Source organism: Sphingobium sp. B10D7B (assembly GCF_025961955.1).
In the GTDB taxonomy this organism is placed as follows: Bacteria; Pseudomonadota; Alphaproteobacteria; order Sphingomonadales; family Sphingomonadaceae; genus Sphingobium.
Window position 1 is genome coordinate 2,834,555 of the sequence record NZ_JAOQOQ010000001.1, and the last position, 21,245, is coordinate 2,855,799.

The following is a 21,245-nucleotide window of genomic DNA, read 5'->3' on the forward strand; positions in this document are numbered from 1 at the left end:
CGTCGATTTGCGCGCCATGCGGAGGTTGCACCTGCAACTGCGGCAAAGCGCGCTTATATGGCACCCATGAACAAGGTGCCCGATTCGCTGCCCGGCCGCCGTGCGATCATCGATCGCCGCCAGATTGCCGATGCGCTCACTGCCCAGCTAACCGAACTGAGCGATACCGCCGCGCGTCGGCAAGTGATCGTCGCGGCGTTGCGCGAGGCGCTTGCTATCGGCCGGGAAGAAGTCTCCCGCCGCCTTGCCCGCAACCCGACACGCGGGCGCGATGCCGTGACGGCGCAGGCCTTCCTGATGGACCAGATCGTCCGCCTGCTCTTCGATGCGACGGTCAAGCACCTCTACCCGATCAGCAACCGCACCGCGTCCGAACGGCTGACCGTGGTTGCGGTGGGCGGCTATGGGCGCGGTGAAATGGCGCCCTATAGCGATGTCGATATCGGCTTCCTCACGCCCTACAAGCCCACCGAATGGACCGAGCAGGTCATCGAGAGCATGCTCTATGCGCTGTGGGATCTGGGCCTCAAGGTCGGGCACAGCAGCCGCTCGATTGACGAGACGGTGCGCATGGCGAAGTCGGACCTCACCATCCGCACCGCCCTGCTGGAATCGCGCTTCGTGTGGGGCGACCGGGGCATCTATGATGAGTGCGTCGCCCGCTTCGACAAGGATGTGATGCAGGGCACCGCCAAGACCTTCGTCACCGAGAAGCTGGCGGAGCGGGATGCCAGGCACAAGCAGATGGGCGACAGCCGCTATGTCGTCGAACCCAACATCAAGGAGGGCAAGGGCGGCCTGCGCGATCTGCACACGCTGTTCTGGATCGGCAAATATGTGAACCGGGTGCGCACCGTCGCGGAGCTGGTCGACGTGGGCCTGCTGACCCGCGCCGAGCTGTCCCAGTTCCAGCGGGCGGAGAATTTCCTCTGGGCCGTGCGGTGCCACATGCACGAAATCTCCCGGCGCGCAGAAGACCGCCTTACCTTCGACCTGCAGATCGAAGTCGCCGAGCGCATGGGCTTCTCGCCCAAGCGCGGCCGGTCCGCCGTCGAGCGGTTCATGCACCTCTATTTTTTGATGGCGAAGACCGTCGGCGACCTGACCGGGGTGTTCCTCGCCCACCTCGATGACAAGATGGCCAGCCGCGGCCGGCGCTACATCCCGGCGATGTTCAACCGCCCGCGCAAGCTGGATGGCTTCGTGCTGGAGCGGGGGCGGATCACCATTCCCGAGGATGATTTCTTCCGCGAGCAGCCGGTGCGGATGATCGAGATCTTCTCGCTGGCGGACAAGCACGGGCTGGAGATCCACCCGGATGCAATGCGCGCGCTCAACCGCGATTCGGTGCTGATTACTCGCAAGGAGCGGGAAGACCCGCAAGCCAATGCGCTGTTCATGAACGTGCTCACCTCGCCGCGCGACCCGGAGAAGGTGCTGCGCTGGATGAACGAGGCCGGGGTGTTCGGGCGCTTCGTGCCGGACTTCGGCCGCGTGGTCGCGCAGATGCAGTTCGACATGTACCATCATTATACAGTGGATGAGCACACCATCCGCGCCATCGGCCTGCTCTCCCAGATCGAAAAGGGCGAGTTCAAGGTCGATCATCCGCTGGCGAGCGCGATCATCGAGAAGATCATCTCCCGCCGCGTGCTCTATGTCGCGGTGCTGCTGCACGATATTGCCAAGGGGCGCGGCGGCGATCACAGCATTCTGGGCGCGGAGGTGGCGACCAAGCTCTGCCCGCGCCTGGGCCTGAGCGATGCCGAGACCGAGACCGTCGCCTGGCTGGTGCGCTACCATCTGCTGATGTCCGCCACCGCCTTCAAGCGCGACCTCTCGGACTTCAAGACCATCCTCGACTTCGCCGAAGTGGTGCAGAGCCCCGAGCGGCTGCGGCTGCTGGTGATCCTGACCATCGTCGACATCCGCGCGGTCGGACCGGGCGTGTGGAACAGCTGGAAGCGCCAGCTCCTCGCCGAGCTGTACGACTCCGCCGAGGAGGTCATCCGCCCCGGACACAAGCAGCGGGGCCGTCAGGAGCGCATCGAGGAGAAGCGCGACGCACTGCGCGCGAGCCTGGCGCTGGACGACAAGGCCTTCGACAGGCTGGTGAAGCGCTTCCCGCAATCCTACTGGATCGCCGAATCGCAGGACATCTTGGAGCGCAATGCGCGGCATCTGCTGGACGCCGGGCAGTCCGATCTCTCCATCGATGCCCGTTCCTATCCCGAGCGCGGCGCCACGCTGGTCACCGTCTATGCCTCGGACCATCCCGGGCTCTTCTACCGCATCGCCGGCGCGATCCATCTGGCCGGCGGCAACATCATCGATGCGCGCATCCACACCCTCAAGGATGGCACGGCGCTGGACAATTTCCTGGTGCAGGATCCGCTTGGCGGCCGCTTCGATGCGCCCGAGCAGTTGCAGCGGGTGAAGACCTACATCGAGGACGCGCTGCTCAACCGCCACAAGCTGATGCACAAGCTGGACGAGCGCCCGCTGGCCCGCCGGCGCGCCGAAGCCTTCCAGATCGTGCCGCAGGTGCTGATCGACAACAAGGCCTCCAACCGCTTCACGGTGGTGGAAGTCATGGCTCGCGACCGCCCTGCCCTGCTGCTCAGCCTCGCCTTCGCGCTGTTCCAGTCAAAGACCATGGTCCACAGCGCGCATGTCGCCACCTTCGGCGAGCGCGCCGTCGATACCTTCTATCTGACCGATCTTCTGGGCGGAAAGCTGGAGAGCAAGACCCGCCTCGCCACGCTCGAACGGCGGCTGATCGAAGCGGCCGGCAATCAGGCCGGCGAACTGATCGACACCAACAGCTTTGCCATGGCCAACTGAGGCGCGCCCCATTGCGGGATGCGCGCCTCGATGGCGCCTCAGTGAGAGAGCAGGATCGGGATCGGCGCCTTGGCCAGCAGCGTCCGGGTCGTGCCGCCGAACAACTGCTCGCGCAGGCGGCTGCGGCCATAGCAGCCCATCACCGCCCAGCTCGCGCCGGAGGACCGCATGGCCTCGATCAGTTGGTCGCTCACCGCGCCAGCCTTGGGCAGGCGCCGGCTGACGACCTTGCAGCCATGCCGGTCAAGATAGGCGGCCGCCTCGTCCGGGTCGCCTTCCCCTTCGCCGATCGTCACCACCTCGACCTCGCTGGCCATGCGCAGCAGCGGGATCGCCGCCCGCAGCGCGGCATCGGCCGCGCGTGATCCATCCCAGGCGACCAGCGCCTTGCCGAAGAGATCCAAGCGCTTCTGCTCCGTCGGCACCAGCAGGACCGGCGCGGAGGTCAGCGCCGCGAGACGCGAGGCCGTGTCCCCGGTCTCGTTCACCGCGCCGAAGGCCTGCTTGCCGACGACGATCATGTCGACCAGCCGGACATTGTCCGTAATGCCCTCGTCGGACTGGCTCTGCACGCGCGCCCACTCATAGCTCACGCCTTCGTTGGCGAGCCGGGGTTCGAGCGCCTCGATATTCTTGTCCTCCCGGTCGCGCTCATCCATCATCAGCACGCCGGTGCCGCCGCCCGCGCCAAAGCCGTCGGCGATCATGGGAATCTGGACGACATCGAGACACAGCAGATGCCCCTCGACCGCGCGCACAATGTCGAGCGCGGTTTGCAGGCGCGCTTCCTGACTCGGGTCGTCATGGATCAGAACCATCACCGTCTTCATGGCAGCCTCCTTGTTCACCGCATCGGGATCGTGCGAAACTGGTGCCATATTAATGCGACGGGGGCGAGGAGTCGTTGACCGGAGTCAAATCAGGCCCTTAGCTAAGGGGCTTGCGTCGGCGCGCGGCCGCGCTTATACGCCCGCGCTTCCATGTCCTATGGAAGACCGCAAGGACGGGCCGGCCAGTAAGGGCTGCCGTGTTCGTCCGTAATCGTCTGCGAGCATCCTCCACGGTGCTTGCGCTAAGACAAAGGAGACGAAAATGCCCAAGCTCAAGACCAAGAGCGGTGTGAAGAAGCGCTTCAAATTCACCGCCACCGGCAAGGTCAAGCATGGTGTCGCCGGCAAGCGCCACCGCCTGATCAGCCACAACGCGAAGTATATTCGCCAGAATCGCGGTACGGAGGTTCTCTCCGACGCGGATGTCGCTCACGTGCGCCTCTGGGCGCCCTACGGCCTCAAGTAAGGAGCAGGCGACATGGCACGTGTCAAACGCGGTGTAACCACCAAGGCGAAGCACAAGAGGATTTTGGATCAGGCGAAGGGCTATTATGGCCGTCGCAAGAACACGATCCGCATCGCGCGTCAGGCTGTCGAAAAGGCTGGCCAGTACGCATATCGCGACCGCAAGGTGAAGAAGCGGAGCTTCCGCGCCCTGTGGATCCAGCGCATCAACGCAGCTGTCCGCATGGAAGGCCTGACCTATGGCCAGTTCATGCACGGCCTCAAGCTGGCGGGCGTCGAACTGGACCGCAAGGTTCTGGCCGACATCGCCATGCATGAAGGCGATGTGTTTAAGGGCATCATTGCCCAGGCGCGCGCGGCCCTGCCCGCAGCCTGAGCATCTGCACAATCATCGCGAAGAGGGCGTCGGATGCTTCCGGCGCCCTTTTTGTATCATTTTCGGGACTCTCTGGAATTTTGGTTAACACTTCGGAAACCTTTTCCGCACTGCAGCATTGCGAGTGCGTGGGACTATAAGTGGAGAACCAAATGAAGGGACTGCTATTGGGGGTCGCGGCGACGCTCGCCCTCCCGTCCGCTGCGCAGGCAGCAACGTTCATCAACGGCGATTTCGAGACCGGTAATGACCCAGGCACCTATTTCCTCCGCCTGGGCACCGAGAGCACGGCCCTGACGGGTTGGACCATCACATCCGGCAATGTGGAGCTGATCGGTGGCTATTGGCAGTCGGGCAGCGGCAGCCGCAGTATCGATCTGAACGGCAGCGCCCAGGGCGCGATCGCACAGACGTTCGATACCATTGAAGGCATGACCTACAATGTCGACTTCCTGATGGCCGGCAATCCCGAAGGCGGGCCGGCGGTCAAGACGTTGGAAGTCGCCGCGACAGGCAATGACGGCCAGCTGTTCAGCTTCGACAATACGGGCTTCTCGAAGACCAATATGGGCTGGACCAACTACACCTACACCTTCACGGCATCGGGCAATCTCACGACGCTCAGCTTTGCGTCGATGACCGACTCGCCCTGGACCGGCCCGGCACTGGATGGCGTGACGGTTACCGCCATGAGCGCGGTGCCGGTGCCCGAGCCGACGACCTGGGCGCTGATGCTCGGCGGTTTCGCGCTGATCGGCAGCACGCTGCGTCGTCGTCAGTCGGTCGTTCAGTTCTCCTGATCAAAACCGGGTCGCAACCATCAAAGGAAAGGGCGTCGGCATGCCGGCGCCCTTTTCGTTTGCGGTGAATTAGGCTAGCGGACGCGGCCATGACCGACGTCACATCCCTCAAGGACGGCCTCATCGCCGACATCGCCGCCGCCGACACCCTCGATGCCGTGGAAGCGCTGCGCGTCAGCGCGCTGGGCAAGAGCGGCGCCATCACCGCCCTGCTCAAGACATTGGGGCGGATGAGCCCGGAAGAGCGCCAGCAGCAAGGCCCCGCGATCCACGACCTGCGCGAAAGCGTGACGAGCGCTATAGCCGCCCGCAAGACCGCGCTTGAAACGGCAGCGCTCGATGCCCGCCTCGCCTCCGAGACGCTGGACATGACGCTGCCGGTGGACCTGCCGCCGCCGGGCAGCATTCATCCCGTCAGCCAGGTGATGGACGAGCTGGCCGAGATCTTCGCCGACCTGGGCTTCGCGGTCGCTACCGGCCCGGAGATCGAGGATGACTGGCGCAACTTCACCGCGCTCAACATCCCCGAGACGCACCCCGCCCGCGCCATGCACGACACCTTCTACTTCGGCGACAATGCGCGCGCGACCGGCGGAGACGGCAATCTGGCCGCGATGTTGCTGCGCACCCACACCTCGCCGGTGCAGATCCGCACCATGACGAGCACGCCGCCGCCGATCCGCATCATCGCGCCTGGCCGCGTCTACCGCTCGGACAGCGACGCGACCCACACGCCGATGTTCCACCAGATCGAGGGTCTGGTGATCGACAAGGGTATTCACCTCGGGCACCTCAAATGGACGCTGGAGACCTTCCTCAAGGCGTTCTTCGAGCGTGAGGACATCGTCCTGCGCCTGCGCCCCAGCTACTTCCCCTTCACCGAGCCTTCGGTGGAAGTGGACGTGGGCTACACCATCGAGAAGGGCCAGCGCGTCATCGGCGGCAGCGGCGATGCGGAAAATGGCGGCTGGATGGAAGTGCTCGGCAGCGGCATGGTCCACCCCAATGTCATCCGCAATTGCGGGCTGGATCCCGCTGAGTGGCAGGGCTTTGCCTTCGGCACCGGCGTCGACCGGCTCGCCATGCTCAAATATGGCATGAACGACCTCCGCGCCTTCTTCGACGGCGATCTGCGCTGGTTGCGCCATTACGGCTTCTCCGCGCTGGATGTGCCTACGCTGAGCGGAGGAGTGGGCGCATGAGCCATTTCTTGCGAGTTCGTGTTACTGCGAAAGCAGGAACCCAGGGCGCAGCCGCCGTCCTTCACCGCCCTGGGCTCCTGCCTTCGCAGGAGCACGGGTTTGATCTTACCGGCAATACCGGAGCCCGCGCATGAAGTTCACCCTCTCCTGGCTCAAGGACCATCTCGACACCAGCGCCTCGCTGGAAAAGATTCTGCGCGCGCTCAATGACATCGGCCTTGAGGTCGAGGGCGTCGAGAACCCCGCGGAGAAGCTCGATGGCTTCCGCGTCGCCAAAGTGCTCACGGCCGCGCCGCATCCGCAGGCCGACAAGCTGCAGGTGCTGAGCGTCGATGTCGGCGATGGTCCGCTGCAGGTCGTCTGCGGCGCCCCCAATGCCCGCGCCGGTCTGGTCGGCGTGTTCGGCCTGCCCGGCGCCACGGTGCCGGCCAATGGCATGGTGCTGCGGGTCGCGGCCATTCGCGGCGTCGAATCCAACGGCATGATGTGCTCCACGCGCGAGCTGGAGCTGGGCGAAGATCATGAGGGCATCATCGAGCTGCCTGCGGACGCGCCCATCGGCACGCGCTTTGCCGATTATGCGCAGCTTGACGATCCGGTCATCGAGGTCTCGGTCACGCCCAACCGGCAGGATTGCATGGGCGTGCGCGGCATCGCGCGCGATCTCGCTGCCAAGGGCCTTGGTACGCTGCGACCGCTCGATGATATCATCGGCCAGCTCCCGGCAATCGACGCGCAGGGCGCAGGCCCGGACGTGCGCACGGACGATGTGGACGGCTGCCCGGCCTTCTACGCCCGCGCGGTGCGAGGCGTGCGCAACGGCGCCTCACCGGAATGGCTGCAGCGGCGCCTCAAGGCCATCGGCCAGAAGCCGATCAGCGCGCTGGTGGACATCACCAACTTCGTCATGATCGGCCTTGGCCGCCCGCTGCATGTCTATGACATGGCCCGCCTCGATGGCGGCCTCGTCGCCCGCAAGGCGAAAGCCGGCGAGCAGGTGCTGGCGCTCAACGGCAAGACCTATACGCTGGCCGAGGGCATGACGGTGATCGCGGACGCCTCCGCCGTTCACGATATCGGCGGCATCATGGGTGGCGAGCATAGCGGCGCGCAGGAGAGCACCACCGATGTGCTGATCGAATGCGCCTATTTCACGCCCGAGAGCATCGCGCGGACCGGTCAGGCGCTCGGCCTCACCTCCGATGCCCGCCAGCGCTTCGAGCGCGGTGTGGACCCGGCGTTCCTGGATGAGGGGCTGGACATCGCGACGCGGCTGGTCCTCGCCTTGTGCGGCGGCACGCCCACCGAGGCGACGCGCGCCGGCACTCCGCCGGCAGAGCCGCGCGTCATCGAGGGCTATCGGCCCGACATGGTCGATGCGCTGGCCGGCATGACGGTGCGCGCGGAGCGCCAGCAAGCGATCCTCGCGGCGCTCGGCTTCACCGTGGACACTGGCGCGAGCTGGCGGATCACCATCCCGACATGGCGCCGCGATATCCACGGCACCGCCGACATCGTCGAGGAAGTCGTGCGGATCGAAGGGTTGGACAACGTCCCGTCCGTGCCCCTGCCCCGCACACCGGGGGTCGCCCGCCCGACCGCGACGCCACTGCAGCTTATCGAGCGGCGCGCCCGGCGCGCGGCTGCCGCGCGCAGCCTCAACGAGGCGATCAACTGGTCCTTCATTTCTGAAAGTGAAGCCGCGCCCTTTGGTGGCGGCGACTGGACGCTCGCCAACCCGATCAGCGAAGATATGAAGGTGATGCGGCCGACGCTGCTCGCCGGATTGCTCTCCGCCGCGCGACGCAATGCCGATCGCGGGGCATCCTCGATCCGCCTGTTCGAGATCGGCCGGCGCTATTTCCGCGCCGATGATGGCAGCAGCCACGAGAAGCTGACCCTCGGCATCCTGATGGCCGGCGAGAAGAGCCCGCGTGGCTGGCAGGGCGGCAAGGCCCGCCCGTTCGATGCCTTCGACATCAAGGCGGAGGTCATTGCGCTGCTGGCGGCCGCCGGTGCGCCCGCTGCCCGCCTGCAGATGATGGGCGAGGCTGGCGATGCCTATCATCCCGGCCAGTCCGGCACGCTGCGCCTCGGCCCCAAAAATGTGCTTGCCGCTTATGGCGTGCTGCACCCCCGCCTCGCCCGCGCCTTCGATCTCGATGGCACGGTCGTCGCAGCGGAAATCCACCTCGATGCGCTCCCGGTGCCGAAGAAGACCACATTCATGCGCACGGCCTATGCGCCGCCGGCCTTGCAGGCCGTCACGCGCGATTTTGCCTTCCTCGTGCCAGCCGATCTGGAAGCCGACGCGCTGGTGCGCGCCGTGCGGGGGGCGGACAAGAACGCCATCGTCGATGCGCGCCTGTTCGATCTCTTCGCCGGGCAAGGCGTGCCGGAAGGGCAGAAGAGCCTCGCCGTGGAAGTCACCCTGCAGCCCGGCGAAAAGAGCTTCACGGACGAAGAGTTGAAGGCCATCGCCGACCGCGTGGTGGCTGCAGCCACCAAACAGGGCGCGACACTGCGCGGATAAGAACCAGAGGAGCGGCGGAAGTCCGGGTGATCAGTCCGCTTTCCGCTTCTCCTCCTCGGCCGGAGCGGGCGCCGGCGGCACGGGTAGCTTGCAGCCTCGGCTGACCGCCAAGCCGCGCAGATAGCCCCGACGCGCGACGCCACCGTTGATGGCAGCCTGCAGGCGACGCTCGGCCCCTGCCGCGCCGCTCACTTCGCGAACGAGGCCCCGGAACGGAATGATCGAATTGACGATCGCCGCGCCACCGGCGGCCGCGAGGTTGCCGAACTTGTTCTCATTGGCCTTGCTGTTGGCGTCGAAGTCGGGGCCCAGCACCGCATTCAGCTCGGCGATCTGGTCGATCACCGCGTGGCAGCCCTTGCCGGCCGGCGCATAGGGCTGCTCGACAGCGCGGGCCAGCACCTCGGGGATTTTCGTTTTCTCGATGCCCACGTCCCGCGCGGGCTGCGTCACGATCTCGCCCGCTTTCTGCGCCGTCTTGTCCTCCTTCTCCGGCTCGTCCTGCGCAAAGGCAGGAGCTGCCGCAAGGACGGCGCTGAGAAGGGCGGCGCGGATAAGCCTGTTCATGATGACCGTGTCTCCGACCGCAACAGCTGCGATGCCTGCAGAATTGTGATCCCTGCCATCTGGTTCCCGCCTCGGGGCACAATCTTCGCCGGCGGATAGCCCCAAAAACAAGGCGGGCGCAGCCTTCGCCGCGCCCGCCCTTTTCGTCTGACCGCCGGGCGTGTCATCACGCCCGAGGCAGGATCACTGATAGTTGACGCGCAGGCGCAGGCCAATCGTGCGCGGCGTCACCCGGATGCTGGAAGTGTTGAGCGTGAGCACAGCACCATCATAATCGCCGAGATTTTCGCCGAACAGCGTCAGATCATAGGCCTTGTACCGCAGGCCGATGTTGGCGCTGTATACGCTATAGGCCTTCACATACTCGCCGTTGGTCTGGAGGCGGTTGCCATTGTAGGTCCATGCGACGTTGAACAGGCCGTTGAGGTCACCGCCCAACGATGTCTCATAGGTCGCATCCACGCGGGCGTTTTCCTCGAGCGTGTTGACGAGCCGCGTACCGGGACGCAGGTACGGCAGGCGCGCCTGCACGGCGGGATCGACCGTGTCATACTTGCCCTGGTTGATGTTCGCGACTGCGCTCAGCGTCAGCCCGTCCAGAGGCGTCCGCCAGCGCATCTCGATATCGACGCCCTTGCTGGTGCCGTCACCGAAGTTCGAGAAGCCAGAGACGTTCGCGTCCAGCGTCGGCGTCGGCGTCAGCATGTCCTCGAGCTTGTTGACGTAGAAGTTCAACCCGACGTTGAGCGTGCGATCGGGCGAGCGCCACTTGATGCCGGCCTCATAGTTGGTCGAGCTTTCGGGACGGGTCTGGGTGCCGGCAGGGATGCCGACGTCCGCAAGCAGGTCCGCCTGGATCTGCGACTGCACGATACCCGGACGGAAGCCGGTCGCCGCCGTAGCGAACACCGTCAGATCATCATTGGGCACGTAGGAGAGGTTGACGCGCCAGGTCGTCACGTTCTTCTTGTTCGTGTTCGTCGTGTTGGCGTCTTCGAACGTGCGCTTGTCATGATAATAGCGCAGGCCGACGCGCGGACGCAGCTTGCCATCGAACAGGTCGTAACCCAGTTCGCCATACACCGCCCAGTTCTTGGTGATGGTGTTGTTGTCGGCATTGGTGTCGATGCCCGCAACGGGAATGCGCAGATAGTTTTCCTGCGGGCCGCTGCCGTCCTGATAGGCGCCGCCGAGCAGCCAGTGGAACGGGCCGTCGGTCGTGGAGTTGATCCGCACTTCCTGGCTGAACATGTCCGGGAAGAACTGGCTCGAGAAGGCACCCGCCGGCGCGATCGGCACGTAAATGCCGAAATTGCCCTTGAGGTACGTGGTCGCACTGGAGATCGAGAAGGTATCGAAGTCCAGACCGGCCGACAGGCTGTAGAGCTTGAAGTCGCCATTGCCGAAGCTCGGCTGAGCCGCCGTGTTCGCGTAATAAGGCGGCTGGGTCGAGGCGAGACCGCCCAGGAACTGCTGGCGCGGACGGAAATGCCAGTACTGCGCGCGGATATTCAGGTTGTCGACCGGACGGAACAGCGCGACCACGCGAATGTCGTCGTCGCGAACCTCGTTCACGCCCTTGCGATCCGGCGTGCCGTCGAACGCACCATAATATTCGTCTGCCCAGCCCGGATTATAGGAGTGGCCACCGCTGACGCGGACAGCAAGCACGTCCTTGATGATCGGCACGGAGACGACGCCCGCGACGCCATAGTTGAGGCCACCGGCCCCGCGCGTCTGAGAGGCCTGCGCCTCGGCAGCGAACTTGATCTCGGTCAGGTCAGGATCGCGGGTGTGGAAGATGAACACACCGCCGGCCGAACCCTGGCCGTAGAGTGTGCCCTGCGGACCGCGCAGAACCTCGACGCGGTCGAGGTCGAGAAAGCGGATCGGCGGCGCGATGCCGAAGTTGGTGACCACGAACGGCACGTCGTCGACATAATAGCCGATGGCCGAGTCGCCATTGGCAGCGCCGGCGCCGGCGCCGCGGATGCTGAACGAGCGCGAGGCGACCGACTGGCGCTGGCTCTCGGAAATGCCCGGAATCGCCGTGGCGAGATCCGCGATATTGTTGATGTTGCGCTCCTTGAGGTCTTCACCGCTGAACGCCTGGATGGCGAGCGGCACTTCCTGCAGCGCCTGCACACCGGACTTCTGAGCGGTGACGATGATTTCGTCAGGCGCGGTATCAACACTGTTTGTGGTGGTCTGCTGTGCGCGAACTGGCGCTGCACCCATGACAGCCATCAGTGCCAAAACCGCAACACCGGCGTGAAGCCGCTTCATCATCCATCTCCTGCAAAAAACAAAATCGAGCAATCGATTGCATAGAGAGATGCATGACAATGTCCAACGCACGATGCGCGCGCAGAGCAGTTTATGGTGGAGTGTTACCGAAATGCTACGGTCATCGGCGACGCGGGGCGTCCCGATTTACGTCTATCAACCGGCTTTCAGTACAATCGATTACCGGCAGCACGTCAACCCCTTTGGTGCAAGCTAGGACTGAAACACCATGCAGCCCGCTCGTGCGCGGATAGGAAGAGCGCGCGCCTGATCGATGCCCCCCCCACGACACGCTCGCCCTGTGCAAAGCCGCGCCTTGCAGGATCGCCGCCCCAGCCCCTATAGCAGCGCCACATTTGTGCCGGCCCGACCACGCCCGGCGCGCTCGCTCCCTGGATTAAGACGCTTGCTATGACGATCCCTTCCCGCCGCACGTTCGCGATCATCTCCCACCCGGACGCGGGCAAGACGACCCTCACCGAAAAGCTCCTGCTCGCCGGCGGCGCCATTCACCTTGCCGGCGAAGTGAAGGCGCGCGGGGCCAATCGTCGCGCGCGCTCGGACTGGATGAAGATCGAGCAGCAGCGCGGCATCTCGGTGACCAGCTCGGTCATGACCTTCGAGCGCACCCAGCCCGATGGCAGCGTGATCACTTTTAACCTGCTCGACACGCCGGGGCACGAGGACTTCTCGGAAGACACCTACCGCACCCTGACCGCCGTCGACAGCGCCGTGATGGTGATCGACGCTGCCAAGGGCATCGAGCCGCAGACGCGCAAGCTCTTCGAGGTCTGCCGCCTGCGCAACGTTCCGATCATCACCTTCGTCAACAAGGTGGATCGCGAGGGCCGCGACAGCTTCTCGCTGCTGGATGAAGTGGCCGACGCGCTCGCGCTGGATGTCTGCCCGATGAGCTGGCCGGTCGGCATGGGCGGCGAGTTTGAGGGCATCTACGATTTTGCCACCGACCGGCTCTACCAGCCGGTCGGGCCGAGCAAGGAGTTCGACGGCAGCTTCACCCAGCTCACCGGCCTGGACGATGAGAAACTCGCGACCGTGCTCTCCGCCGCAGGCCTCGCGCGCCTGCGGGAAGAGGCCGAACTGGCGCAGGCTGGTTATGCCGCGTTCGACCTGACCGCCTATCGCCATGGCGACCTGACGCCGGTCTATTTCGGCTCCGCCCTCAAGCGCTTTGGTGTCGGCGAGTTGATCGATGCGCTCGCCGCCCACGCCCCGCCGCCGCGCACCCAGCCGGCCGAGCCCGCGCCGGTCGAGCCGGAACGCGGCGATGTGACCGGCTTCATCTTCAAGGTGCAGGCCAATATGGACCCGCAGCATCGCGACCGCATCGCCTTCATGCGCCTGTGCTCGGGCAAGTTCCGCCGCGGCATGAAGCTCACACCCTCCGGCAGCGGGAAGCCGATCGCCGTCCACTCGCCGATCCTGTTCTTCGCGCAGGACCGCGAGATTGCCGACGAGGCCTTCCCCGGCGACATCATCGGCATCCCTAATCACGGCACGCTGCGCGTGGGCGACACGCTGAGCGAAAAGGCGGATGTGCGCTTTACCGGCCTGCCCAATTTCGCGCCGGAAATCCTGCGCCGCATCGCGCTCAAGGACCCGACCAAGACCAAGCAGTTGCGCAAGGCGCTGGACGATCTCTCCGAAGAGGGCGTCATCCAGGTCTTCTACCCGGAGATCGGCAGCCAGTGGATCATCGGCGTCGTCGGCCAGCTGCAGCTCGATGTGCTGATCAGCCGGCTGGAGGCGGAATATAAGGTCGGCGCGGTGCTGGAACCGGCGCCGTTCGACACGGCCCGCTGGCTGACCGGCGAGACCAAGAAGCTGGAAGACTTCGCCAGCATCAATCGGACGAGCATGGCCAAGGACCGCGACGAGAACCCCGTCTTCCTCGCCAGATCGGCATGGGATGTGGGCTATCAGGCCGAGCGCAACCCGGACATCAGCTTCAGCGCCACACGCGAGCGCTGATCGGAGGAGTTAGCCCCGGCCTCCTGCTCACTTACCCGAAATCGCTCTTGATCAGCTTGAGTTCGGTCGGCTGGCCGCTATGCGTCATGCGCCCGTCGATCTGGCCGCCCGTCGCGATGGTGATGCGCTCATAGCTGACATCGCCGGTGATCCGGGCGGTCGCCTCCACCACCAGCTCCTCTGCCGTGATCGATCCCTCGATCAGGCCGCCGATCCGGGCGCTCTTGGCCTTCACATGGCCAGCGATGCGGCTTTCGGCGCCCTGCACCAGCGCCGCGCAGGCAATGTCGCCCTCGATCGTTCCATCGATATGCAGATCCACGCTGGCTTCCAGATTGCCCGTGATCCTGACATCGCTGCCGAGGATCGAGAACGGCGTGTGCTTAGCCCCTGTTGCCGCTGTCGGCGACGCGCCGCTTGGCCGTTTGCTGGACTTCGAGAACATCCCTGCGTGCCTCCAGAAAGGGACGCGGATTGACGGCCGCGCCATGGACATGGACTTCGAAATGCAAATGCGTGCCGGTCGAACGGCCCGTGGATCCCATGCGCGCGATCTGGGTGCCGCGCGCGACCTTCTGACCCGGCCTGGCATTGAAGCCGGAGAGGTGCGCATAGAGCGTCGAGAGGCCCTTGCCATGGTCGACTTCCACGACATTGCCATAGCCATGCTTGGTGCCGACGAAGGTCACCGTGCCGGGCGCGGCGGCGAGGATGGGCTGACCCATGCGTCCCCGGAAATCGATGCCGCCGTGGAACGCGAGGCTGCCGTTGAAGGGGTCACGCCGATAGCCATAAGAACTGGTGGTCATCGGCGCCGCCGTCGGCTTGCCGGAGGGGATCGCCGCCAGCGCAGCTTCCATGGTGTTGAGACGGGTCAGCAGCAGCGCGATATCCCGCAGCTCCGGCTGGTCGGCGACAATCGAGGCGACGGGAATGAATGGACCACCCTGTCCGCGCTCGCGCACCGCCATGCGGGCCGGATCGAGGCCGAAACTGCGGATCGCCTTTTCCACCGCTGCAAGGCGATGTTCGACGGCGCCAGCCAGGCGCGTCTCGAGCACTTCCTGATGACGCCGCAGCGCCTCCAGGCGCGAGGCTTCGGGCGAGGCCGCGCTCAGCGGCTTGCTGACCTCCGGACCGTCAGCGGGCGCGTTCGCGCCGCCCTCTTCGATCCCCGTGCCGAGGCTGGAGCGCAGCAGTTCATCGAGGGCCTTCTGCCGCTGCTCGATATCCTGAGCGATATCGTTCACCGACTCGCGATAGGCCTTCACCTTGGCCTGCTGGGAGAGAACCTCGGCCCGATCCCGCGCGACATGGCCGCGCTCGAGAAGCAGGCTGGCCTGATTCCACAGGATCGCAAACGTTCCGATGGCCCAGAGCAAAGCCAGCACCGCCAGCGCGCTGGCAGCGACGATCTGGAAGCGGGTGGAGATACGGATGAAGCGCACGCGTCCGCCAGTGCGGAGAAAAATCTCCCGCTTGGGCGCGAGAGACAGCAGACGTGCGATCACACCCCCGGAATTGGTTTTGTCAGCGGACAAGGATTGCTCTGTTCTATATCGTTTGAAGTGCCACGGCGGCTACCAGAGCGACCCTGCGCAAGCGAATCGCGGCGCCAAGCCCTGCGATGAGTCGAAAAGTGGACACGACGAGTCGATTAATGATGGTGGAACGGCGGCGCGTGTTCCGCGTTGGTTCGCGTCCGGTTGCTCCGAAACCGCCACCGGGCACTGCGTCGAGTCGCATCATTTTGCGATCCCCGTCACGCCTGCCTACCAGAGCTTGTTGGCGCGATAAATTGCAGCCTTTCGAGAATCAGGCGACACCGGGCGTTGCCATGCACGAACAGCCTGTTTATAGGCCGCTCTCAGCCGGTACGGGACGCCACTTCCCCCGGTGAGCGCGGAGACGTGGGTGAGTGGCTGAAACCAGCGGTTTGCTAAACCGTCGTAGCCTTAAGGGGCTACCGAGGGTTCGAATCCCTCCGTCTCCGCCAGCCGCCTTGTAAGTGTCGGATAATTCACCATCTGGAGATCATCGCCGGTCTCCATATTGGCACACTGTGCCAACTGGTGATCCGCTCACACGGGGCTGGCCCCTCGTTAGGCGAACTCGAACGTGTCCGTATGGGCTGTTCGTGTTGGAATAGGCGACGCGAACCACTCAGGCTTCACGTCGCTCGTCAGCGTCAGCTTCTAGGCCACTCACACTCATTTGCCTCGATTGGGGAGCCTTCGCCATGTCTGGCTTAGGGTCTCCGTTTCTGATGCGTCGCTCGGGCCTGTTCTACGTTCGCGTGGCCGTCCCGAAAGACCTCGTCGAGCGCGTGGGTTTGGTGGAGGTTCGCAGGTCGATGGGACCGAGGCGCTTTCACGAAGCTCGTTCGCTCGCATCGAAGATCGGGGCGCGGCTGAAGGACGCGTTCATGAAAATTCGTAATGCTGATGACCTCACTCCTACCGAGGTCCGCAATCTAATCAGAGACTGCTACGCGACATTGGAAGACGAACGGGGACAAGGATTAAAGCCCACAACCAACGATCTGGATATGGAACAGCGGGAGCAGCGCGTTTTGGCGCAGGATCATGCTACCGCTCTCCAACTCCAAGTCGATCAGCGAGAGTTTGCCCCCGAAACATTAGGCGTTGCCCGCAGGGTCGCAGCACAGCATGGGGTGGACCTGACCGATGGGTCGAACCTTCGCTTGCTCCAAATAGTTGAAGGTATAGCGCGCGCCTTAATCGAGGCTGACAGGCTCTACGTTGCCCGTATCGATGATCGGCTCTCGCCGTATGTCCCGTCCGACCCGCTCTTCGTTGAGAGCGGGCGCAATATCACGGCGGGCATAGGGATGACGGTTCAAGAAATTGCAGACGAATATCTGCGTGTGCATCGCAAAAGTTGGACGCCGAAAACGCAGAAGACCCACAAGCCTAAGCTGGACCTCCTCGTCGAATTTTTAGGCGGAGATCGGCGCGCAGAAGACATCACAAGAACCGATCTGCTCCCCTATCCCGAAGCGTTGCTTCGCCTTCGCCGGAATTATGCTTCGAGGGTGAGCACCACGTTCGCTTCCCACCAGACCGCGTCTGAGGAAGGGAGAATACAGTCGTCAACCGCTGCAACGATCCTGGCACGAGCAACTGCAATGTTCAGGTGGGCTTTCAAGCAAGGATACATCTCAAAAAATCCGGCGGAAGCTCTGTCCATCGTCGAACCCAAAAAGAAGAAAGGGTTGAGAAGCAGGCGGGCGTTCAACGTCGCGGAACTGGAGACACTGTTCACGACACCGCTCTTCACCGGCGTCCGATCAAGGCATCGGAGATTTGAAAAGGGTGATGCCCTAATCCGGGACGAGTATTTCTATCTGCCGATCTTGGGTTACTACACGGGCGCAAGGCTTGGCGAACTGGTGCAACTCCATCTGACCGATGTGATCCTAGACACCGATTTTCCCCACATTTCGGTGAACGAAGAGGGATCGGAAAAGCACGGTGAAAATGGGTTCAAACACGTAAAGACCGAAGCGGGTGTCCGCCTAATTCCGCTTCATCCCGACCTGATGGAGCTTGGGTTTGCCAACTTCGTCGCCCGACAGAAGAAGTTTGAGGGCAAGGGCAAGCGAGTGTTCGAGGGCATCAAATATGGAGCCGATGGCCAGCCATCGACCGTATTCTCCAAATGGTTCGGTCGGTTCATGACCAAAGCGGGTTTGGATGACCCTGCTCTCGTTTTTCACAGTTTCCGACACACCGCCGAGGACTTTCTCAAGGCAAGCTTAGCCCCGAAATATCTGATCGATCAGATCATAGGACATGAGGACCAATCGGCCTCGGCGGACTATGGCGTCGGCATTGGACTGGAGGTGACATTTCCTCTGGTCGCTAACCTGAAGCTGCCGGTGAGAATTCCTGCGTTGCTCGCATAATCTGTCGACGGCAACCAGTCCTGCTGCTAGTCAGAGTGCAGCGGGACTGGTCGCCCCTTCGCCACAAGGCACGTGTTGTTGCTGTTGTTGTTAGGTCGTGAATGCCAGTCAATATCGCGGGCGATGACGTTTCGCCTCTAACAAGCCCCCCGGCACCGATCCCGATACCAGATAAGCCGCTGTTCCATGAGAAGACGCTGTCTGATGGAAGACAGATATGGGTATCAGCACCACAGCCTGACAGACTGAGCTTCGTCATACCGCTGAGCAAGTATGTATATGCGAAGCATATCCCTAAAGAGACATCGGTGCCGGACTTCGTCGGGTTAGTGGTCGAGCAGCTTACCAACCCGAAGACCACCAATGTCGATCTTGTCGGAAAGAGCAAATACGCCAATCAGGGCCAGGATTGGCGGGCAACGACGCTAAGCATGGGAAAGCGGGAAAGCCGCGTCCATTTCAGCTACTACAAGCACAAGACCCTAGGCATATCGCTCAGGGTCGAAATGAACCCCCGCAAGCTGGGGCCTCTCGGGTTCAAGCACCTTGTGCAATTGCTAGCACCGCTTTTCGATATGAAAGGCATGGCGGAAGCTGCGCGTGTAACCCGCCTCGATATCGCTATCGATGTTGTGGGCGTTCATGTCAGCGAGGTGATCGCCCGTCACAAGAAGGAGGGAAAGCGTTCCCTCTACATGGGGAATGACGGCAGGCTTGAGACGATCAACATCCATCGCAAGCGACCTGCGTTCAAACAGAAGTTTGATGAGCTTGGCGAACCGATCAAAGCATTCCATCCGTCGCAGCCAGCGGAAAAGGTTCTTGTCCGGATTTATGATCGGATGAGAGAGAGGACCGCTATCGGTCAGGCACCGCCGTTCGGAGACGCGCCGATCACACGGATCGAAATCGTGAAGGACCGTTTCAAGAAAACACACCTCGCCTCTCTCGCCGGTCTCCCCGATCCGCTGGCGGAAGTTCGCGTCGGATACGGTCCCAGTCAAACAAGCGGCTCGCATAGTCGCTGGCACCGCTACTGGCATCTGGCTCGATCTCTGACACCCGAAGAAGCCGGGGCACTCCTCGTTTTGCCGAAGGGTCTGGGCCAGAGATTTTGGAAATCCAGTCAGGTGCCGACCGCCGACCTGTCAGCACCAGAAACCTCATGGGAAGGCTGGCACACCGGACTAAAGAGCACTGGATTGAGCTTGTTACTGCCGTCAGGCTCGTTGCAATCAATTGCAAAATGATGCGGGCTTTGCCTTCTAGCAGTCGGCATGCCCCTCGCGCATTCACTGTGTCTCAATCGCCTCTCGAATAAGTTCGGACGGCAGAGCAGCGGAAAACCGCATCTTCTCAAGACTGTTGGGAGTGCCCCATTGTCCTTCGAGCCAATTGATGGTCATGCCGATGCAGTGACCGTCGCGACTAAGAACAGGCCCCCCGCTGCCGCCCGGTGAGACCAGATTGGAAATGATGAGGGCGGGGCATTTCTCCGCGTAGAGGTTGGTTCGGGCATTCATCTCGCCTCGATGCCCCAACAGCACTGGTTCGGCTCGTGGGACATAAGGATAGCCTAGGGTAAAAACCTCATCGAAGACCTCGACGCGATCCGAAAGGGCGAAATGGGGACCATGGCTATCGCCTAAGAGGTGGGCCACTGCGATGTCGTATTGCTTGGACACTCGCATAGCACCCAATTTCAGGCGGTCACCCGCTGCGGTCTCGACGGACTTTATCTCAATGCCTTCGGCAGGATCGACGTTGTGTTTGCAGGTCACGAATACGGAACGTCCATTGTGTCTAACGAGGAAGCCGGTTCCTCTGAATGGATCGTCACCCTTGAGCACGTCCACTGCTGCTACCGCGCTCTGATATCGATCCAGGAGGCGCGCAGGCGGCAACAACAGATTGAGAAACGTGCGATCAACAAGATGCCCGATAAGTTGCTTTTCATCGATTTGATGGTCGGCAAGTGGGCTACCTTTGAGAGCGCCCCAAGCGGGTATGACAATACCCGAAGAGACTAAGCGTTGCCATAAAATGGTTACGTATGCTGGCCTGTAAGCCTCTCCTCCACAAATCATCGCCTGAAAGAGTTCTAACGAAAAGAAACTCAGATTGCGGGCAAAATCGATCTTCTTATCCGCATAGCCATCACCGCCTCCAAAGTTCAGACCAGCGCGCAACCTATCTTCAAAAGCTGTCGGATCGGAGTGTCGCAGCCCAAACCATCGTTGCGCCAAAATGGCATACTTCATCAGATCATTTTCGATTTCCGAAGCATACACCGTCGTCATAACCGGTTTCCCTATCCTCGGTCGCTCTTTGAGCTTTTGAGCGAATTAGAATGGACAGCATTTGCTTTTCAGGCAAAGTTTAACAGGCAAACCAACCTTAACATGTTAAAAGTATGGAACGATTTGTTGTTTACTGCAGAGTGTCTACCGGAAAGCAGGAAGCATCCGGCTTAGGTCTCGAAGCGCAGCGGGAAGCAGTAGAGCGATACGTCCAAAGAGTGGGCGGTGATATCGTTGGTGAGTTCGTCGAGACGATCAGCGGGACGAAAGCGAACCGCCCTGAACTTGCTCGGGCATTGGCTTTATGCCGCCGCGAGAAAGCAACGATCCTGATCGCCCGCTTAGACCGGTTATCGCGGTCCCTTTCATTTGTGGCGCAATTGTTGGACGCCAATGTCGAGATACGCTGCGCCGACATGCCGGAGGCAAACAGGCTCCTGCTCCAGATGCTGGCGGTTTTTTCTGAGCACGAACGGCAGATGATACGAGATCGGACGAAGGCTGCTCTCGCAGCGGCAAAAGCAAGGGGAGTTTTGCTAGGGGCGAATGGTCGTGTTCTTGCTGAGAAGAACCGTTTAGAAGCTCGTGCGCATGCCATAGGTCTTCGATCCGCCTTTGCTGATGCGCAAGAAGCGGGCTGCCGTACCTTGTCGCAGATTGCTGCCTTCCTGACCGCACAGGGCTATGCCACCGCTACGGGGGGGAAATGGCATGCCATGACTGTTCGCCGGATACTGGCGCGTTTGGAGCAGACGTCAGCCTAACGTCTCGATTTTAACGCCACATCGATAAGTTCAGTTACGAGTTGCAGGTCAGCATCTGACAGCGTCGCCAGCCTTGTTGTAAGGCGGCTGAGCAACGGACGCTCCAGCTTGCCATGGGGCACTTGCGATGTGAACAACTCCGCTGGATCAACCTGCAAGCTGTCCGCCAGTCGCTGGATGTTGGGAAATCTAACTCCCGTACCACCGCTTTCAATCCGGACGATCATGTCCACGCTGATGCCGGAAGCATCAGCTAACGCAGCCTGCGTCATTCCCATGCGTTTGCGGTGGGCTGTAACCAACCGTCCAAACCGTCTCATGAGTTCTGTCAGATCGCCCATATCGTCCTCGCAGCGGA

Annotated in this window: 17 protein-coding genes, 1 tRNA gene and 1 pseudogene; 12 read left to right on the forward strand and 7 right to left on the reverse strand. The window is 62.6% G+C overall.

Annotated elements, in window-relative coordinates:
• The first annotated feature begins 57 nt into the window (after positions 1–57).
• The gene (locus tag M2331_RS13335; RefSeq protein ID WP_181560725.1) at positions 58–2,844 is read left to right on the forward strand and encodes a [protein-PII] uridylyltransferase; all 2,787 of its coding nucleotides are present in this window, start codon (positions 58–60) and stop codon (positions 2,842–2,844) included.
• 38 nt (positions 2,845–2,882) lie between these two features.
• Here M2331_RS13335 and M2331_RS13340 read toward each other — a convergent pair whose 3' ends face one another.
• Entirely contained in the window at positions 2,883–3,722 is an 840-nt protein-coding gene (locus tag M2331_RS13340) for a universal stress protein (protein WP_184117271.1), read from the reverse strand.
• A gap of 214 nt (positions 3,723–3,936) precedes the next feature.
• On the opposite strand from M2331_RS13340, the gene rpmI reads away from it, so the two are divergent.
• The 5 genes from rpmI (at position 3,937) to pheT (ending at position 9,050) form a co-directional block, all read left to right on the forward strand.
• Positions 3,937–4,140 carry a 50S ribosomal protein L35 gene (gene rpmI, locus M2331_RS13345; protein WP_014078133.1) on the forward strand — a complete coding sequence of 68 codons (204 nt, stop codon included), beginning with the start codon at positions 3,937–3,939 and terminating at the stop codon, positions 4,138–4,140.
• A 12-nt stretch (positions 4,141–4,152) separates the two neighbouring features.
• On the forward strand, positions 4,153–4,515 hold the full coding sequence (gene rplT, locus M2331_RS13350; RefSeq protein WP_181560727.1) for a 50S ribosomal protein L20: 363 nt from the start codon (positions 4,153–4,155) through the stop codon (positions 4,513–4,515).
• A 152-nt stretch (positions 4,516–4,667) separates the two neighbouring features.
• Complete coding sequence (locus tag M2331_RS13355) at positions 4,668–5,315, forward strand: choice-of-anchor C family PEP-CTERM protein (protein ID WP_181561531.1); 648 nt, start codon at positions 4,668–4,670, stop codon at positions 5,313–5,315.
• Between the two features lie 89 nt (positions 5,316–5,404).
• The gene (pheS, locus tag M2331_RS13360; RefSeq protein WP_181560728.1) at positions 5,405–6,517 is read left to right on the forward strand and encodes a phenylalanine--tRNA ligase subunit alpha; all 1,113 of its coding nucleotides are present in this window, start codon (positions 5,405–5,407) and stop codon (positions 6,515–6,517) included.
• A 130-nt stretch (positions 6,518–6,647) separates the two neighbouring features.
• Positions 6,648–9,050, forward strand: a complete 2,403-nt coding sequence (gene pheT, locus M2331_RS13365; protein ID WP_181560729.1) for a phenylalanine--tRNA ligase subunit beta — start codon at positions 6,648–6,650, stop codon at positions 9,048–9,050.
• A gap of 30 nt (positions 9,051–9,080) precedes the next feature.
• Here the strand turns inward: pheT and M2331_RS13370 are convergent, their stop codons facing one another.
• Entirely contained in the window at positions 9,081–9,617 is a 537-nt protein-coding gene (locus M2331_RS13370; RefSeq protein WP_181560730.1) for a hypothetical protein, read from the reverse strand.
• Between the two features lie 183 nt (positions 9,618–9,800).
• Positions 9,801–11,906: a TonB-dependent receptor gene (locus M2331_RS13375; RefSeq protein WP_181560731.1), complete on the reverse strand. Its 2,106-nt coding sequence runs from the start codon at positions 11,904–11,906 to the stop codon at positions 9,801–9,803.
• 408 nt (positions 11,907–12,314) lie between these two features.
• On the opposite strand from M2331_RS13375, the gene M2331_RS13380 reads away from it, so the two are divergent.
• The gene (locus tag M2331_RS13380; RefSeq protein WP_181560732.1) at positions 12,315–13,895 is read left to right on the forward strand and encodes a peptide chain release factor 3; all 1,581 of its coding nucleotides are present in this window, start codon (positions 12,315–12,317) and stop codon (positions 13,893–13,895) included.
• Between the two features lie 31 nt (positions 13,896–13,926).
• On the opposite strand, the gene M2331_RS13385 is transcribed toward M2331_RS13380, so the two are convergent.
• Complete coding sequence (locus M2331_RS13385; protein ID WP_181560733.1) at positions 13,927–14,340, reverse strand: bactofilin family protein; 414 nt, start codon at positions 14,338–14,340, stop codon at positions 13,927–13,929.
• Positions 14,279–15,436: a M23 family metallopeptidase gene (locus M2331_RS13390; RefSeq protein ID WP_220128564.1), complete on the reverse strand. Its 1,158-nt coding sequence runs from the start codon at positions 15,434–15,436 to the stop codon at positions 14,279–14,281. The genes M2331_RS13385 and M2331_RS13390 overlap by 62 nt, the downstream gene beginning before the upstream one ends.
• Before the next feature lie 363 nt (positions 15,437–15,799).
• On the opposite strand from M2331_RS13390, the gene M2331_RS13395 reads away from it, so the two are divergent.
• From M2331_RS13395 to M2331_RS13405, 4 genes and pseudogenes are all read left to right on the forward strand, one after another.
• Positions 15,800–15,891 (forward strand) — tRNA-Ser (locus M2331_RS13395).
• A gap of 270 nt (positions 15,892–16,161) precedes the next feature.
• Positions 16,162–16,320 (forward strand): annotated as a pseudogene (locus M2331_RS16625) (DUF6538 domain-containing protein); the annotation flags it as partial.
• Positions 16,321–17,823, forward strand: a complete 1,503-nt coding sequence (locus M2331_RS13400; protein ID WP_181560734.1) for a tyrosine-type recombinase/integrase — start codon at positions 16,321–16,323, stop codon at positions 17,821–17,823.
• A gap of 101 nt (positions 17,824–17,924) precedes the next feature.
• On the forward strand, positions 17,925–19,073 hold the full coding sequence (locus M2331_RS13405) for a hypothetical protein (RefSeq protein ID WP_181560735.1): 1,149 nt from the start codon (positions 17,925–17,927) through the stop codon (positions 19,071–19,073).
• Positions 19,074–19,115: 42 nt separating this feature from the next.
• Here M2331_RS13405 and M2331_RS13410 read toward each other — a convergent pair whose 3' ends face one another.
• Positions 19,116–20,123, reverse strand: coding sequence for a S1 family peptidase (locus tag M2331_RS13410; protein WP_181560736.1), 1,008 nt, complete (start codon positions 20,121–20,123; stop codon positions 19,116–19,118).
• 113 nt (positions 20,124–20,236) lie between these two features.
• Between M2331_RS13410 and M2331_RS13415 the strand changes: the two genes are divergently transcribed.
• Entirely contained in the window at positions 20,237–20,887 is a 651-nt protein-coding gene (locus M2331_RS13415; RefSeq protein ID WP_181560737.1) for a recombinase family protein, read from the forward strand.
• Here the strand turns inward: M2331_RS13415 and M2331_RS13420 are convergent.
• Positions 20,884–21,228, reverse strand: a complete 345-nt coding sequence (locus tag M2331_RS13420; RefSeq protein WP_181560738.1) for a helix-turn-helix domain-containing protein — start codon at positions 21,226–21,228, stop codon at positions 20,884–20,886. The two genes, M2331_RS13415 and M2331_RS13420, sit on opposite strands and share 4 nt — an antisense overlap.
• Positions 21,229–21,245: the final 17 nt, after the last annotated feature.

What these genes read in the sequence shown, in the direction of transcription:
- rplT (WP_181560727.1), top strand. Translation starts at nt 4,153, where the DNA reads ATGGCACGTGTCAAACGCGGTGTAACCACCAAGGCGAAGCACAAGAGG.
- M2331_RS13405 (WP_181560735.1), top strand. Translation starts at nt 17,925, where the DNA reads ATGCCAGTCAATATCGCGGGCGATGACGTTTCGCCTCTAACAAGCCCC.
- rpmI (WP_014078133.1), top strand. Translation starts at nt 3,937, where the DNA reads ATGCCCAAGCTCAAGACCAAGAGCGGTGTGAAGAAGCGCTTCAAATTC.
- M2331_RS13420 (WP_181560738.1), bottom strand. Translation starts at nt 21,228, where the DNA reads ATGGGCGATCTGACAGAACTCATGAGACGGTTTGGACGGTTGGTTACA.
- M2331_RS13335 (WP_181560725.1), top strand. Translation starts at nt 58, where the DNA reads ATGGCACCCATGAACAAGGTGCCCGATTCGCTGCCCGGCCGCCGTGCG.
- pheT (WP_181560729.1), top strand. Translation starts at nt 6,648, where the DNA reads ATGAAGTTCACCCTCTCCTGGCTCAAGGACCATCTCGACACCAGCGCC.
- M2331_RS13380 (WP_181560732.1), top strand. Translation starts at nt 12,315, where the DNA reads ATGACGATCCCTTCCCGCCGCACGTTCGCGATCATCTCCCACCCGGAC.
- M2331_RS13370 (WP_181560730.1), bottom strand. Translation starts at nt 9,617, where the DNA reads ATGAACAGGCTTATCCGCGCCGCCCTTCTCAGCGCCGTCCTTGCGGCA.
- M2331_RS13415 (WP_181560737.1), top strand. Translation starts at nt 20,237, where the DNA reads ATGGAACGATTTGTTGTTTACTGCAGAGTGTCTACCGGAAAGCAGGAA.
- M2331_RS13410 (WP_181560736.1), bottom strand. Translation starts at nt 20,123, where the DNA reads ATGACGACGGTGTATGCTTCGGAAATCGAAAATGATCTGATGAAGTAT.
- M2331_RS13340 (WP_184117271.1), bottom strand. Translation starts at nt 3,722, where the DNA reads ATGGCACCAGTTTCGCACGATCCCGATGCGGTGAACAAGGAGGCTGCC.
- M2331_RS13385 (WP_181560733.1), bottom strand. Translation starts at nt 14,340, where the DNA reads ATGTTCTCGAAGTCCAGCAAACGGCCAAGCGGCGCGTCGCCGACAGCG.
- M2331_RS13375 (WP_181560731.1), bottom strand. Translation starts at nt 11,906, where the DNA reads ATGATGAAGCGGCTTCACGCCGGTGTTGCGGTTTTGGCACTGATGGCT.
- M2331_RS13355 (WP_181561531.1), top strand. Translation starts at nt 4,668, where the DNA reads ATGAAGGGACTGCTATTGGGGGTCGCGGCGACGCTCGCCCTCCCGTCC.
- pheS (WP_181560728.1), top strand. Translation starts at nt 5,405, where the DNA reads ATGACCGACGTCACATCCCTCAAGGACGGCCTCATCGCCGACATCGCC.
- M2331_RS13400 (WP_181560734.1), top strand. Translation starts at nt 16,321, where the DNA reads ATGAAAATTCGTAATGCTGATGACCTCACTCCTACCGAGGTCCGCAAT.